At 47.7% G+C, this 15,581-nt stretch carries 13 protein-coding genes and 2 pseudogenes; 8 read left to right on the top strand and 7 right to left on the bottom strand.

All coding sequences use genetic code 11. From position 1 onward, the window contains the following. Positions 1-10: 10 nt before the first annotated feature. Genes AC1S8V_RS18320 through AC1S8V_RS18310 form a run of 3 tightly spaced genes read right to left on the bottom strand, consistent with a single transcriptional unit; the run spans position 11 to position 1,228 of the window. Positions 11-616 carry a DUF2249 domain-containing protein gene (locus AC1S8V_RS18320; RefSeq protein WP_482070231.1) on the bottom strand — a complete coding sequence of 202 codons (606 nt, stop codon included), beginning with the start codon at positions 614-616 and terminating at the stop codon, positions 11-13. Further along, the gene (locus tag AC1S8V_RS18315) at positions 603-977 is read right to left on the bottom strand and encodes a hypothetical protein (protein WP_482070230.1); all 375 of its coding nucleotides are present in this window, start codon (positions 975-977) and stop codon (positions 603-605) included. Before AC1S8V_RS18315 ends, AC1S8V_RS18320 begins: the two co-directional genes overlap by 14 nt. A gap of 17 nt (positions 978-994) precedes the next feature. Next, positions 995-1,228, bottom strand: coding sequence for a DUF2249 domain-containing protein (locus AC1S8V_RS18310; protein WP_440389730.1), 234 nt, complete (start codon positions 1,226-1,228; stop codon positions 995-997). A gap of 319 nt (positions 1,229-1,547) precedes the next feature. On the opposite strand from AC1S8V_RS18310, the gene moaA reads away from it, so the two are divergent. Genes moaA through AC1S8V_RS18280 form a run of 6 tightly spaced genes read left to right on the top strand, consistent with a single transcriptional unit; the run spans position 1,548 to position 10,729 of the window. Continuing rightward, positions 1,548-2,549, top strand: coding sequence for a GTP 3',8-cyclase MoaA (moaA, locus tag AC1S8V_RS18305; protein ID WP_482070229.1), 1,002 nt, complete (start codon positions 1,548-1,550; stop codon positions 2,547-2,549). A gap of 57 nt (positions 2,550-2,606) precedes the next feature. After that, the gene (locus tag AC1S8V_RS18300) at positions 2,607-6,359 is read left to right on the top strand and encodes a nitrate reductase subunit alpha (RefSeq protein ID WP_482070228.1); all 3,753 of its coding nucleotides are present in this window, start codon (positions 2,607-2,609) and stop codon (positions 6,357-6,359) included. Beyond that, on the top strand, positions 6,349-7,818 hold the full coding sequence (gene narH / locus AC1S8V_RS18295; protein WP_482070227.1) for a nitrate reductase subunit beta: 1,470 nt from the start codon (positions 6,349-6,351) through the stop codon (positions 7,816-7,818). Before AC1S8V_RS18300 ends, narH begins: the two co-directional genes overlap by 11 nt. Continuing rightward, positions 7,818-8,495: a nitrate reductase molybdenum cofactor assembly chaperone gene (gene narJ, locus AC1S8V_RS18290; RefSeq protein ID WP_482070226.1), complete on the top strand. Its 678-nt coding sequence runs from the start codon at positions 7,818-7,820 to the stop codon at positions 8,493-8,495. Before narH ends, narJ begins: the two co-directional genes overlap by 1 nt. Further along, a complete protein-coding gene (narI, locus tag AC1S8V_RS18285) occupies positions 8,492-9,217 on the top strand; it encodes a respiratory nitrate reductase subunit gamma (protein WP_482070225.1) in 726 nt (241 codons plus the stop codon). The genes narJ and narI overlap by 4 nt, the downstream gene beginning before the upstream one ends. Further along, positions 9,218-10,729, top strand: a complete 1,512-nt coding sequence (locus tag AC1S8V_RS18280) for a nitrate/nitrite transporter (RefSeq protein WP_482070224.1) — start codon at positions 9,218-9,220, stop codon at positions 10,727-10,729. A 122-nt stretch (positions 10,730-10,851) separates the two neighbouring features. Here AC1S8V_RS18280 and AC1S8V_RS18275 read toward each other — a convergent pair whose 3' ends face one another. Continuing rightward, the gene (locus AC1S8V_RS18275; protein ID WP_307411036.1) at positions 10,852-11,553 is read right to left on the bottom strand and encodes a Crp/Fnr family transcriptional regulator; all 702 of its coding nucleotides are present in this window, start codon (positions 11,551-11,553) and stop codon (positions 10,852-10,854) included. Positions 11,554-11,678: 125 nt separating this feature from the next. Here AC1S8V_RS18275 and AC1S8V_RS18270 point away from each other — a divergent pair. Beyond that, positions 11,679-12,337 (top strand): annotated as a pseudogene (locus AC1S8V_RS18270) (YwiC-like family protein). A gap of 166 nt (positions 12,338-12,503) precedes the next feature. After that, positions 12,504-12,962: pseudogene (locus AC1S8V_RS18265) on the top strand (ZIP family metal transporter); the annotation flags it as partial. A 137-nt stretch (positions 12,963-13,099) separates the two neighbouring features. Here the strand turns inward: AC1S8V_RS18265 and AC1S8V_RS18260 are convergent. From AC1S8V_RS18260 to AC1S8V_RS18250, 3 genes are all read right to left on the bottom strand, one after another. Next, positions 13,100-13,525: a YlbF/YmcA family competence regulator gene (locus AC1S8V_RS18260; RefSeq protein ID WP_482070223.1), complete on the bottom strand. Its 426-nt coding sequence runs from the start codon at positions 13,523-13,525 to the stop codon at positions 13,100-13,102. Between the two features lie 187 nt (positions 13,526-13,712). Beyond that, the gene (locus AC1S8V_RS18255) at positions 13,713-14,399 is read right to left on the bottom strand and encodes a Crp/Fnr family transcriptional regulator (RefSeq protein ID WP_482070222.1); all 687 of its coding nucleotides are present in this window, start codon (positions 14,397-14,399) and stop codon (positions 13,713-13,715) included. Positions 14,400-14,448: 49 nt separating this feature from the next. Continuing rightward, on the bottom strand, positions 14,449-15,444 hold the full coding sequence (locus AC1S8V_RS18250; RefSeq protein ID WP_482070221.1) for a multicopper oxidase domain-containing protein: 996 nt from the start codon (positions 15,442-15,444) through the stop codon (positions 14,449-14,451). Between the last annotated feature and the right edge of the window lie 137 nt (positions 15,445-15,581).

Raw genomic sequence — 15,581 nt, 5'->3', positions numbered from 1 at the left:
TCTCGCCTCCTTACCCTTTTTCAATTCTCACTTTGGCTGTGCCATCGGCTTGATCTTCAACCGTGTAGGTGCAACCTAGATTGTTCAACTCTTCAATCAGGAATACAGGTACACGGTCATTATGAATCAGTACGACTTCCCCAGGTTTGCAACGCTCCAGAGCGGCAAGTGTTCGCATCATGGGCTGTGGCGGTTCCAATCCGCGATTGTCCAATATAACTTTGGGTGCCTGTGGAGTTTCAATGTTTGCAATCGCAACAGCTTGCTCCTCCGGATGTCCTTTGCATGAAGCTGATTCTTCATCTGAATCGGGTTCCGAATTAACTTCCGATCCAGATAAAACCATTGCAGATAATGCTTTTGCACCGGTTTTATTTTTTTTGTGCACAAATGTGGTAACCCAGTGGTCTGAACTCCTACGTTCAGATGTGCTGGAGTATCCCTTTAACTTGAGAATACCGAGCAGAGGCGTCGGTTTGAATGGAGCATGTAGTACAAACACATCTTCATGCTGAAGGCCCTTGATCGTGTCCATGATCAGCTGAAACGGCTCCAGCTTTTTACTCAGATGAGGACGCACATCCAATTCAACAATATGGACATCAGATGGAGACATGTGCGTTCACATCCGATCCTGCGCCAGCTACATCCGTCTGCTGTACCAACTGTAGAGATGATTCATACAGGGCGGCCATTCCACCGTACAGCGCATAGAAGAATGAGTCCGGCGCATCGAGGGAGAAGGACAGATAGGCTTTGGGGTCCATGCCGAGCACACGCTCAAAAAGTCTTGCACTGTCATAGGCGTAAAAACAGAAGTGAGTATATTCGAACACAGGCATTTTTTCGTAAATGGTAATAACCTCTTGCGCATATTCGGCCTGCTCACGCTGTGCTATCTGCACCATGGTTGTGGCATCTTCCAACCTCAGCGTGATGCGAAGTGTAGTATCGTCAATGATTTCAACGTGGGCCATAGCGGTTCAGCTCCATTCTATAATTTGCTGATTTTGACCTGGAACGTCTTAGGCCCCTGTTCAATGTACTCCCAGTTGAAGCCATCAGGATGTGTGGACTGGAACTGGAATCGAAGTGGCTTTGGATCGTGATCGTTGATGAGCAGCATGGATTCCTGTGGTTGCAACTGATCAAACGTTTCGAAAATAACTTTATGTTTCAAATGCGGTGGATACTCCGTGGCATTAATGGTTGCTGCGTATGTGTTCATGTGTCATTCCTCCAGATTGGGATAGTGTGGTGTTGCAATTTGATTATAGAAAACGTGAAGAGGGGTCTGTGTGAGCCTGCTCACACATTTCCTTTTGCCATAATTTTGCCTTATTTAAACCAGAATCCTGTTTGGAAAAGGCTTGCGGAGCATATATAGATGTGCAACTGTGCGCTATGTTTCACTTCTTGTGATATTTTGCACAGTTCAGCGAGCGAGACATCCTTATATTTAGCGTCAAGATGACACTGGATGAGAGAAAACAGCTTTCTCCTTCGGCTGATGTGAAGACAGCACCCTAGAGAAGGGAGGTACGTGTATGGAATCAAAATTAATGGACCCGTTTGGAAGAAAACATGATTACTTAAGAATTTCGGTTACGGATCGCTGTAATCTCCGCTGTGTGTATTGCATGCCGGAGGAAGGAATGCAGTTTGAACCGACAGAACGAATCCTGTCCTATGAAGAAATCACGTCCATCGTTAAGGCGCTTGCTCCACTGGGTATTCGGAAATTGCGTTTAACTGGAGGGGAGCCTCTTGTTCGTAAGGGGCTGGATCAACTGATTGCGATGTTGTCCGCTATTCCAGGAATTGAAGATATCGCATTGACAACCAATGGCATCTATTTGGCAGCTTATGCGGATCTGCTGAAGGCTGCGGGGCTAACACGGGTGAACATAAGCCTGGATTCTTTGAAGCCAGAACGATTCGCAAGCATTACCCGAGGCGGCAAGGTGCAGCGTGTGTTGGACGGCATTAAGGCCAGCCAAAAAGCCGGATTTCATCCGATCAAACTTAACGTGGTGCTGATGAAAGGCGTGAACGACGATGAAGTGGAAGACTTTCTGAGGATGACCCGGGATGAACCCATTCATATTCGTTTTATCGAGTACATGCCTATAGGTGAAAGTGGAGAAGGTTGGAGATCAGGGTATATGCCCCTCGAACATGTGCTGGAAACATGCGGAGCACGATGGGAGTACGAAAGCTGTGGAGAGATTTATGGGAATGGACCGGCAGATAGTTATCGCATTGTGGGAGCTGCTGGAACCTTTGGTCTGATTCACCCGGTGAGCAGTCATTTCTGCGGAAATTGCAATCGGCTCAGGCTGACAGCAGACGGAAATATCAAACCGTGTCTCTACTGGTCAGATGAGTTCAATGTTCGTCCACTCGTAGGTGATGACAAGGCGGTGCAGGATTTATTTTACAAGGCGCTCGAAGCCAAACCCGAAACACATGACATGTTAAAAGCCTTAAACGGGCAACAGATTGACGGCACGCCAACGCTGCGACATATGTCGCAAATCGGAGGTTAGCAACAGCAGTTCAGGTTTCAACTTGCATCAACAGGTCATATATGTGGGAGGACAACAATGAGTAACAAAAGCATGCCCTGGATGGGCAAACTCAAATATTTTGCCAAACGTGAAAAAAGTGCGGAGGGCTGGAGTGAGATGTCCCCGGTTAACCGGGATTGGGAAGATGTCTACCGCCGCCGCTGGCAGCATGACAAAGTGGTGCGTTCCACACACGGCGTCAATTGTACCGGATCATGCAGCTGGCAGATCTATGTGAAAGACGGCATTGTCACTTGGGAAACGCAGGCTACTGATTATCCTTCAACCGGACCGGATATGCCGGAATTTGAGCCACGAGGTTGTCCACGTGGAGCGAGTTTCTCATGGTATCTGTACAGCCCGCTGCGTGTCAAACATCCTTACGTACGTGGTGCGCTGCTGGACATGTGGCGTGATGCGCTTCAGACACATGGTGACCCGGTTCAAGCATGGTCCAGTATTGCGGATGATCCGGCCAAAGTGAAAAGATACAAATCGGTACGTGGTAAAGGTGGATTAATTCGCGCGTCATGGGGGGAAGTGACACAGATTACTGCCGCTTCGCTAATTCATACGATCAAAGAATACGGACCGGACCGGATTGTTGGTTTCTCTCCGATTCCTGCCATGTCGATGGTCAGTTATGCAGCAGGGTCACGGTTCTTGTCCTTGATGGGATCACCATTGCTCAGTTTCTACGACTGGTATGCGGATCTGCCACCGGCTTCACCTCAGATCTGGGGCGATCAAACGGATGTGCCGGAGAGCAGTGACTGGTACAACTCGGGATACATTCTGGTATGGGGCTCCAATCTACCAATGACGCGGACACCAGATGCCCACTTCCTGGCTGAAGCACGTTATCGGGGAACAAAAGTGGTGTCGATCAGCCCGGATTATGCGGAGTACGTGAAATTCGCAGATACGTGGATGTCGGTAAAACAGGGAACGGACGGCGCTTTGGCGATGGCTATGGGCCATGTCATTCTGAAAGAGTTTTATATTGAAAAACCTACGGACTATTTCATGCAATATGCCAAACAGTATACGGACTTTCCAAATCTGCTGATTGTGGAAGAAAAGGACGGCGTACACACAGCAGGCAGATTTCTCGTTGGGGAAGACCTGGGTATTACGGGCAACAATATGGCATGGAAAACGCTTGTATTCGATGAGAACAGTGGAACCTATGCGATGCCAAAAGGAAGTTTGGGCTTCCGTTGGGGTGAAGAAGGCACATGGAATCTCAAAATGGAACAGGTGGAGAACGGTGAGCCGATTGATCCTAGACTATCCATGCTCGGAGTCCATCATGACCTCGTAACCATTCAACTGCCGTACTTTGATGATGAGGGAAAACATGTCATGAAGCGGCAGATTCCTGTACGCCAGATCTGGCTGGGGGACAGATGGATTACGGTAACAGCCGTATACGATCTGGTACTTGCCAAATACGGAATTGAACGTGAAATGACACGTTCTGCGGATTCAGCAGAAGTAGTCACTGGTTTGGAGCAGTTGAGTGTACGTGTTCACCGTGGAGACGACATCTTGCATGCACCACAGGTAAAACCATTCACTCCAGCGTGGCAAGAGAACATCACTGGTGTGGACCAAGTGACTGTCGTACAGATTGCACGTGAGTTTGCACAAAATGCGATCGATACCAAAGGGCGTTCCATGATCATCATGGGAGCCGGTATTAATCACTGGTACAACTCCGACGTCATCTATCGCGCCATCATTAACTTAATTCTGATGACAGGATGTCAGGGTGTGAACGGCGGAGGCTGGGCCCACTATGTCGGTCAAGAAAAACTGCGTCCGGCTGAAGGCTGGCAGACGATTGCCTTTGCTCGTGACTGGACCGGACCTGCACGTCTGCAGAACGGAACATCCTTCTTCTACTTTGCAACAGATCAATGGAGATACGAGGAGACCCAAGTAGGAGAGTTGACTTCGGCGCTTGAGGGTGAACCGCGGTTCCAGCATGTGGCTGATTATAATGTGATGGCTGCGCGTATGGGCTGGCTTCCATCTTATCCACAATTCAATCGTAACTCGATTGATCTGCATCAGGATGCGCTGCAGGCTGGAGCAACGACGAAGGAAGAGATCGGTGCTTATGTAGCCTCAGAATTGCAGAACAAAAATCTGAAGTTCTCAATCGAGCAACCCGATGATCCAGCGAACTTCCCGCGTGTACTATTTGTCTGGAGAGCGAATCTGATCTCAAGTTCTGGCAAAGGACATGAGTATTTCCTCAAGCATCTGCTCGGTGCAACGAACGGATTACTGAATGATGACGATCATGGACTGCGCCCAGAGCATGTGGAATGGGTGGATGAAGCACCGGAAGGCAAACTCGACCTGATGATCAATATGGATTTCCGGATGGCAGGTACGGCGATGTATTCCGATATTGTGCTGCCAGCAGCGACCTGGTATGAAAAAAGCGATCTGAGCAGTACAGATATGCATCCGTTCGTTCATCCATTTAATCCGGCTGTAGCCACGCAGTGGGAATCCCGTTCTGACTGGGATACCTTCAAGGAAATTGCACGTGTATTCTCCGAGATGGCTGCGCAGCAATTTGATGGTCCACAGAAGGAGATCATAGCTACACCGCTGTTGCATGATTCACCAGATGAGCTTGCTCAACCGTACGGAGAGATCAAAGACTGGAGTGCGGGAGAATGTGAAGCGATCCCGGGTAAAACGATGCCGCATATTCAGGTCGTGGAACGTGACTATGCTGCCGTATATAACAAAATGATCAGTCTAGGACCTGTGGTGAAGGATAAACCAATCGGTACCAAAGGCATATCCTGGTCTGCAAGTGAAGAGTATGAAAAACTCAAGGGCATCCTGGGCGTGCAACGTAAAGAAGGCGTTGGACAAGGTTGTCCTGATCTGAGCACAGACCGTAATGTTGCGGAGGCCATTCTGACCTTGTCCAGTACAACGAACGGCAAGATGGCTGTGCGTGCGTGGGAAGCGCTTGAACAGAAAACAGCATTGCATCTGAAAGATTTGGCTGAGGAACGGTCTGAGGAATGTTTTACGTTTGACGAGATCACTTCCAAGCCGAAAACGGTCATTACCTCGCCTGCATTCAGCGGATCAGAAAAAGGCGGACGCCGATATTCGCCATTCACCACCAATGTGGAGCGCCTGATTCCATGGCGTACATTGACGGGCAGACAGCAGTTCTACATTGATCATGCGATGCTCCGCGAGTTCGGAGAGACATTAGCGACATTTAAACCTGTGCTGAAGCATACGCCGTTCCATCCGAACAGCAAACGTCCGATCGAAGGGGGTAAGGAGATTGTCCTGAACTACCTGACACCGCATAATAAGTGGTCAATCCACAGTATGTACTATGATGCGCTGCCGATGCTGACGTTGTTCCGAGGTGGTCCGACGATCTGGATGAACTACGAAGATGCAGAAGAAGCCGGACTGGTCGACAACGACTGGATCGAATGTTTCAACCGTAACGGGGTAGTCGTTGCCAGAGCCGTAGTGACGCACCGTATTCCTCGCGGCATGGCATTTATGTATCACGCTCAGGACCGTCATATTCACGTTCCGGGCACCAAAATATCACACACACGTGGAGGTACGCATAACAGTCCGACACGTATTCATGTGAAGCCTACACATATGATCGGTGGTTATGCCCAGTTAAGTTATGGCTTCAACTACTATGGCCCAACAGGCAATCAGCGTGACCTCAACGTCATCATAAGAAAACTGCAGGAGGTGGATTGGCTTGAAGATTAAAGCACAAGTCAGTATGGTCATGAATCTGGACAAATGCATAGGGTGCCATACATGTAGTGTTACGTGCAAAAACACCTGGACCAATCGTCCAGGTGCAGAATATATGTACTGGAACAATGTAGAGACCAAGCCAGGGGTCGGTTATCCGAAACAATGGGAGGATCAGGAGCGTTATCGCGGTGGCTGGGAGATGAAGAATGGCAAACTGGAATTGAAGTCTGGCACACGGGCAAGACGCTTGCTTAACATTTTTCATAACCCGGATCAGCCTACCATTGACGATTATTACGAGCCATGGACCTACGAGTATGAGAAACTGACGAACAGTCCGGAGAAAAAACATCAACCTGTAGCAAGACCGAAATCCCAGATTACCGGTGAATATATGAATCTGGAGTGGGGACCGAACTGGGAGGATGATCTGGCAGGTGCCCATGTAACCGGGATGGAAGACCCCAACATGAAGGGTGTCGAGGATTCGATCAAAATGGATTTTGAACAGGTATTTATGATGTACTTGCCACGGATCTGTGAACACTGCCTTAACCCGGCCTGTGTGTCCTCCTGTCCTTCCGGAGCGATGTACAAACGGGAAGAAGACGGGATTGTACTGGTTGACCAAAATGCATGCCGCGCATGGAGATTCTGTGTATCGAGCTGTCCTTACAAAAAGGTCTATTTCAACTGGCAGACAAACAAAGCCGAGAAATGTACGCTATGTTTCCCACGGATTGAAGCGGGTCTGCCAACGATCTGTTCCGAAACCTGTGTGGGGCGTATCCGTTATATCGGCCTGATGCTGTATGATGCAGACCGTGTTGAAGCCGCAGCTTCGGTTGAAAATGACCAGGATCTCTATGAATCCCAGATGGATATTTTCCTTGACCCAAATGACCCTGAGGTGATTCGCGAAGCGCGTGAGGCAGGAATTCCAGAGGATTGGATTGTAGCAGCGCAGCAGTCCCCTATTTATAAAATGGTTATCGATTGGAAAATTGCGCTCCCGCTTCATCCGGAATACCGCACCATGCCAATGGTATGGTACATTCCACCGCTTAGCCCGATTACCAATCGGGTAGAGGGACAGGGAAGTTCACTGGAGGCTAATGATATTTTCCCTGCGATTGATAACATGCGCATTCCGGTGGAGTATCTTGCCAATCTGCTTACAGCAGGAGATACGGATCGAATTCGTGAGGTCCTGCGGAAAATGGCAGTTATGCGCATTCACATGCGTAATCAGCAGACGGGTAAGACCAGTGAGTCGGCATTGCTGGAAAGAGTGGGTATGGATGCACAGGAAGTGGAGGACATGTACCGACTGCTAGCGATTGCGAAGTATAATGATCGTTTTGTCATCCCGCCAGCCCACCGTGAGGAAGTGGAAGATCTCTTCAGCGAACAGGGCAGCTGCGGACTTGATTTTGCAGGTGGTCCAGGTTCTTGTGGGGTATTCTGATGGGAAAGGAGACAATGACAACGATGACGATCGATACCAATGAAGGAACAGGTCAGGCTCTGGTTTACGATGCGGATACGAGAAGAATGGTCTGCAAACTGATCTCCTACCTGTTGCAATATCCGGATAAAGCGTGGAGAGAGGGACTATCGGGTGTTCAGGAAGCCATACAGTCCATTTGGGATGAGACGGTAAAGCAGATTCTGTTGACATTTGTGGATGAAGCACAGGCGGTAAGCTCGATTGAATGGCAGGATGCCTATGTTCGTACATTCGATTTTGATAAAAAGTCTAACCTCTATCTCACATATGCTCTTCATGGCGATGAGCGGGATCGGGGTCCGGCTTTGATTGAATTGAAGCGTAGATATGAAGCTGCGGGATTTTACATGGAAGTAAGTGAGTTGCCGGACTATCTGCCTATGGTGCTTGAATTTGTAGCTGAGGCTCCCGAGGAAGATGCCTTAGGTGTGCTCTCCAGTTGCCATAAGGCGTTGGTCACAATGAGCGAAAGCATTACGGGGCAGAACAGCCCGTATGGACCATTACTCAGCCTGATGTTACAGGTCATTCCTGAGCCTCCTGCCCCTGATGTGCCAGAACAAGAAGAAGCAGTTAACCAACAACCTGAAGATCTTATGCAGATCGCTGCCCAGATGAGGAGGGGGAATCGGTGAGTACACTGGAACTGTTGTTATGGGGCGCTCTTCCCTATATGGTCATTGTTTTCTGTATTACGGCGACGATCTGGCGTTATGTGACGAATCCCTTCAGTTGGACGTCCAAGTCCAGTGAGATGCTGGAGAAACGCATGCTAAAATGGGGCAGTTTACTCTTTCATATCGGGATATTCGCTGTAATCTGTGGACATATTGCCGGTTTGCTAGTTCCAGTGGAGTTCTATCGCTGGATCGGTCTGAGTGATGAAGGATATCACTTGATGGCTATTGCAGGAGGACTGCCTGCGGGAATCATTGCATTTGCAGGTGCTGTCATTTTGCTGGTTCGCCGTTATGTTGCTCGCAGAGTGCGGGCGACAAGCAGCATTGGGGACTGGATGGCACTTGCCATGTTGATCATTGTCATTGTCACCGGAATACTGGCGACCTCGGCTAATGCGGTGAATCACACAGGTTTTGACTATCGAACAACGATTAATCCGTGGTTGCGCGGTCTGATCGTATTCCAGCCTGAACCGGTTCTGATGCAGACGGTACCGATGAACTTTAAAGTACACATTCTGCTTACCTTTGTACTGTACTGTGTGTTTCCATTTACACGTCTGGTTCACATGCTGAGTATGCCACTGGGGTACTTGAAACGCAGTTATGTGCTGTATCGCAGAAGAGATGGAGCAGTGTATCCGAATCAGGAACAAAAAAAGGAAAGGGCGATGTAAATGCAACATAAAGGAAAGGTTCAACTGCCCTTGCAAACGGCAAGTCTGGTTCTTGGTTTCATGGTATGGGTTATCCTGTCATCTCTGATGCCATTTATTAAAGAGGATATTGCGCTTACTTCTTCCCAGCTGGCATGGGCGACAGCGATTCCCGTATTGATCGGATCGATTGCACGTATTCCGATTGGTTATTGGACGAATCGATATGGCGCACGTCATATTTTTATGATCAGCTTTGTCCTGTTGCTGGCCCCGGTATGGTGGATTAGCCGTGCGACGTCGTTCAGTGATCTGGTGATAGGTGGACTGTTCCTCGGTATTGGGGGAGCTGTCTTCTCCGTCGGTGTAACTTCACTACCCAAATATTATCCGAAAGAGCGACATGGATTTGTTAACGGGATCTATGGGATTGGTAACCTGGGGACGGCACTGTCTGCATTCGGAGCCCCGCTGATCGCCGATCGAATGGGATGGTCTACGACGGTTCTGCTCTACAGTATTTTGCTATTAGGGATGGCGGCGCTGAATTTCGTTCTGGGTGACAAACAGGAAGTGCGGGTTAACGCTCCATTGATGCAGCAACTGAAGGCCATATCACGCAACAATAAACTATGGCTGCTCTGCTTGTTTTATTTTCTGACATTTGGCTCGTTCGTGGCGTTTACGGTGTACTTGCCGAATTTCCTGGTTAGTCACTTTCAGATGGATAAAGTCGATGCAGGTATTCGTACAGCGGGATTCATTCTCGTTGCAACCATTATGCGGCCCGTGGGAGGTTGGCTTGGAGATCGATTTAATCCATTCAAAATATTAATGTTTGTATTCGGCGGATTAACGATCGCAGCAATTGTATTATCCTTCGCGCCATCATTCTATATCTATACCATTGGATGCCTGACTGTGGCATTATGCGCAGGGACAGGTAACGGAACCATTTTCAAATTAGTGCCAATGTATTTCGTCAAACAACCAGGTGTAGCGAATGGAATGATCTCCGCTATGGGGGGGCTGGGTGGATTCTTCCCTCCGTTGATGTTGACTTTGTTGTACAGCATGACGGGTCATTATGCCATTGGTTTCATGGCTTTGTCTCAGATTGCGTTGGTCAGTCTTGTACTTGTGATCTGGATGTTCTATCAGGAGAAGCTTCAGTTATCTGCCAGCATTCTGGAGAATACCATTGAAGCCATTCTGATCACAGATACGAACAGTGTTATTACATCCGTGAACCCGGCCTTTACTGCGGTCACTGGTTATAGTGCTGAAGAGGCGGTTGGACAGAAGCCAAGTCTGCTGAAATCCGGTAAGCAGGATAAACGTTTCTATGACCAATTATGGCTGGAATTACGTGAAAAAGGATATTGGCAAGGCGAGATCTGGAATCGGAAGAAAAACGGAGAGATCTATCAGGAATGGTTAAGTATTACGGCGATCCGGAATGAGGCAGGCGAAGTCAAATATTATGCGGGCATGTTCAGTGACATGGGCAGACCAGAGCTCACAATCGCCTGATACATGTATCGGTAATTGTGCATACAGCAAGAGACCTTAACATCGATTGCAGGCGTTAAGGTCTCTTTTTGCACACAGATATTGGTGTAGGGGCTTGGGGGAACCCCAGTGGAACTGGGTGGTCATGCATCTTTTTGTTGTTTCAATGCTTGTAAATCAAGAATGATAATTCGGCTGCGATCCACTTCAATCAAATGCTCTTTTGTAAGCTGATTCAGAAGCCGATTCGCTGTTTCCCTTGTTGTACCAATGGAATTGGCGAACTCCTGGTGTGTCATGGGCAGGTTGATGATAATTTGGTCTCCATGCGTCTGTCCGTGTTGCTCTGCGAGCATGAGAAGGAAGGAGAGCACGCGGTTGCGCACATCCTGACCAGAGAGTACTTGCAATTTATCCTGTAATTCTCGTATTTTGTCTCCGAGTACACGCATGATTTTGATGGCAATCGATGGAGTGCTCAGCATCAATCGTTCGAACAATCTGACGGGTATGGCCAGTAGTTCGGTAGGGGTAATCGCTTCAGCGGTAGCCGGATAGGGGTGTGCATTAAAAAAGCCGGTGTGTGGGAACATATCTCCTGTTTTGAGGAAAGAGACAATCTGTTCATGTCCGTTCTCATCCGTTTTATATGCTTTTACAATGCCGGTACGAATGAAAAAAACAGCTTCTTTTTCGCTACCTTCGCTAAAAATGACCGTTTTCTTATGAATGCTTCTGGAAATGGCGATATCTTCGACCTGCTTTAATTCTTCGGGACTAAGGTCCTGAAAGATGGGGAACTGTTGTAGAAACTCCGCTGCTGAATCTTTGTTTACCCTGCTCATGAGAATCTTTCCTCTCTGTGTTCATATTTCTGAACTTCGACATCATTCAATTCTAGGAGGTTAACTGTGAAGTGAAAACCAATACGCATTCAATCGTTATCCCTCATGAACATGGCGGCTGGGCCATGGTTAGTGTGCCTTTTCTGGTAGGTGTGATTTCAAGTGGTCCGCACTGGCTGCATGCGCCCTTATTTGTAGCTTGGCTTGGATTATATCTATACAGTCTTTGAAAAAGAATGCCAATCGACATCGCCTGTACAAATGGGCTGCCATCTACGGTACAGTGGCTCTAATCTGTCTGATCCCACCCGTTCTGGGGCAAACCTCACTATTATTCTTCGGCCCGGTACTGGCTGGATTGTTACTGGTGAACATCTGGCATGTGAGACACAAAGTAGAACGCTCGCTTACCAATGACCTGTGTGCCATGCTCGTATTCTCTCTAGGGGGAGCAGCTGCTTATCTCATTGGAAGCGGGCACTGGGACTATGGAATGGCAATCGTCGTTTTGTTTTCTTTCTTACATTTTACAGGAAGTACGTTCTTTGTAAAATCGGTCTTTCGAGAGCGAACGAATAAGCGTTGGCTGATGCTAACTCGTATGGTACATATCCTTCTAATCATCATACCCATGGTGATCGGGTATCCATGGATGTCTTTGGCGTATGTCTATTCCGCTGTACGCACCTTCATATATGCAGGCAGAACGCTTCGCCCTATGAAGGTCGGAATCATTGAAATTATTGGAGCCGTGCAGTTCCTGATCTGGTCTGTTCTGTTGTAATCCGCATCATTTCATCATAGCGTGATTTTTGAACACAGCAGGTGATATAGGTCACAACGTCGCAGGATTGTTTTTGATTCGTCAGCAAGGGTTAATGGAATGATAGAAGATTATTGAACAAGAGAGGGGTCGGCCCGGATGTGGACTGCATTCATGTGGGGCAGGGCGTAAACGCTCGGGAAGGTCAGGAGACTCGAATCAAAGCGGCCTGGGGATCTTTGCAGGCACAGTAATGGACGCTATTCCGGAATCCATCATGCTTGGAGCCAGCTTGCTGGCCGGAAACGGTGTCAGTGTGGTGCTGGTGGTATCAATCTTTGTCAGCAACATCCCTGAAGGTCTGTCGAGTACGGTTGGATTGCAGGGCAGCAAGTACAGCAGAGCGAAAATCATGTTGATGTGGCTGAGTGTATTGCTGATCTCCGTGCTTGCAGCTCTGGGTGGATATCTGTTTCTCGAGCAGCTTCCTGAGGAGATGGGTGCAGCGATTGGTGCATTTGCAGGTGGCGGAATCATTGCGATGATCTGCTCGACGATGATGCCTGAAGCCTTTGAAGAGGGCGGGCCAGTTGTGGGTTTGATTGCATCCATGGGATTGCTCGTATCGCTGTTGTTGGATCTGTAGATGACAGAAATAGTTTCTAGTCACTGTCCTCTACATACCTACATTGTCGTGTAGATATTAGTTGATTTATATAAAAAGAGTATCCGAACAGAGTGGTTTCTGATCGGATACTCTTTTTTATTATTTAAACAAAGGACTTAGTGGCTGCCGGAACAGCTTCCTCCACACCCGCAAGCTTCTTTACCCAGTTCATTCGCTTCGGGTAGACGGTTCATTTCCACGGATTTCGTGAAATAGTGACTGATCTGCTGATGCAGCTGGCTGAACTCGCGTTGTGCATAGATGAACCGACGAATGAGGGGATGATCATAAAGAGCGCGTTCTTCCTCTTCATATACCTGAATTTCAGAGGCAAGCAACTCAATATTCTGCCGTTCTTTCTCCTCCAGTGCCTGATGTTTCTCCATAAAACGCTCATACTGGGCTGTGGCCTGTTCATCTGCTGCAAACTGATCAATCATGTCCCGCATCTCTTTGTAGCCTTCATCCTGTAGCAGCAGTGAACATAGCTCCTGCATTTTGTGCATAATGATCTGTGTGTCCAATTTAACAACCGTATTCATCGCATAAACCCTCCTGTAGATCTTTTCTTAACTGTATACGCTAACGTAAGCCCGCACTGTGACGATACTCACATCTAATGTGAAATATAATACTTGTCCAAAAGATAAAAGTTGAACTAACCATTTACACGATAATATCGATGGGAAGGTTACTCTGTCATCTCAGTGTTATTGTCAAATCTTTAGTTCAGTAGGTAACCTTTTCCCTAAGCTGCTCCAGTTGAATAATAAGGATGCAGTTCCCTGTAACCTGAAGCAGTCCCTGGGTCTGCATCATGGCGAGTTTACGACTAAGTGTTTCGGGTGTAATACCGAGTAGCAGAGCCATATCTTTTTTGAAAACAGGCAAGCGGATCTCATGCTTTGTATGATTTCGGGTATGGAAATACAAAAGCAACTTGGCAATCTTCTGTTCCGTTGTCATCGCACTGAGGGAGCTGTTCCATTCATCGGTTTCACGGAGAAGATTGGAAATGGCAAGAAGGAAATGGTAAGCAAGCTTCGGATCATGTTCAAGTAACTGGTCAAAGTCATGCTTGCTAATGGAACAGATGGCCGAAGGCTCCAGAACTTCGGCGTTCGCAGCATGTGTTTTTTGATGTAACAGGGAATCTTGCCCAAAGAAATCTCCGGGAAACAGAAATCGGATAATATGTTCCTTTCCATTTTCGTTGTATTTGGATAACTTCACACGTCCCTGATGAACGACATAAAGCGTATCTGAACGTTCGCCCTCCTGGACGACAACTTTCCCTTTGTTATATGTACGGGTATGCAGAAGGGAGGTCAGCAATGCGGATTCGGATGGATCAAGATGCTGGAACAGAGATACTTTGGAGAAACAGGCATCCTTCGTTTCGTGCGCACAGATCATCGTTTAATCACCTCAAATTGTTCAGGATGGGTATAGCCATTATTATGTCTCAATGAGACATGGCGGGTCCGTCATGATCAGTACCGTCCTTGGTTACACGGAGAACAGCGGAAGCTCCTTTGGCTACATGATTGAACTGATGGGTTACAATCGCATAATCGCCTTCTTCGGTTACGGTGAACTCTACGACGGCTCCACCACTTGCGGGAAGCATAACCGTCTGTATTCCATACTGGATGTTACGTGGATTACCATCGGTATACACACGGTCCATTATTGTACCGACAATGTGGAAGGATGAGACTTCATTGGGTCCGGCATTACTGACATAGATCCGCACTGTATCTCCTACTTTGGCTAGCAGGGGGTGCTTGGTCAATCCATAATCATTGCCGTTAAATACGACATATTCCGGTTCCCCGTTCAAAAAGGCTTCGTAATCATGTTCTTTATACCATTCACTCTGAACAAGGGTATACTCACGATCAACCATGTGATCAGAAGGGTATCCAGCCTTGGGTTCAACAATAATCATGCCATACATACCGTTCGCGATATGGGCAAGGACTGGTTTGGTTCCACAGTGATACATGAATACGCCGGGTGAGGAGGTTGGATAGGTAAACGTGCCTTCCTCGCCTGGCATAACATCAATAAATTTGCTGCTGGGAGCAGCATGTACAGCGTGAAAATCCATGGAGTGAGGCAAGCTAGAATCTTTATTTTTCAACGTGAACACCAGTGTGTCTCCCTCGGTCACTCGCAGAACGGGTCCAGGGACGGTGCCATTAAATGTCCAAGCGTTGTAGATCACGCCTTTGGAAATTTCGACATCTGTAACCTGGGCCGTCATTTCAATATATACCTTAGTGTCTTCTCTGCGGATGAGCGGGTCCACCGGGGCTTGACTGATGGCAGAGGAGGAGACTTCATTCTGGTGAACAGGTGGAACTGTATCGTTTGAACTGCAATGAGACAGAGTGGCCGTGAAAATGGTGAATACGAGTGACCATTTATATACATTCAGGTTCAGTAATGAAAACATAGTTGCACAACCTTTACTTAAGTGATGTTTTTCACAAACCAAAAAGCAGGTGTTCTTTCATTCCATTCGTTATTTAGTAATAGATTACGTTATTGAAGCAGGAATGGCTGTGATGGGGCACACACTTGGGTAAGTCG

The sequence above is a fragment of the Paenibacillus sp. B46(2026) genome, from assembly GCF_056786355.1.
The sequence above is the reverse complement of the archived record's forward strand: the minus strand, read 5'-3'. Positions and strand labels throughout refer to the sequence as shown.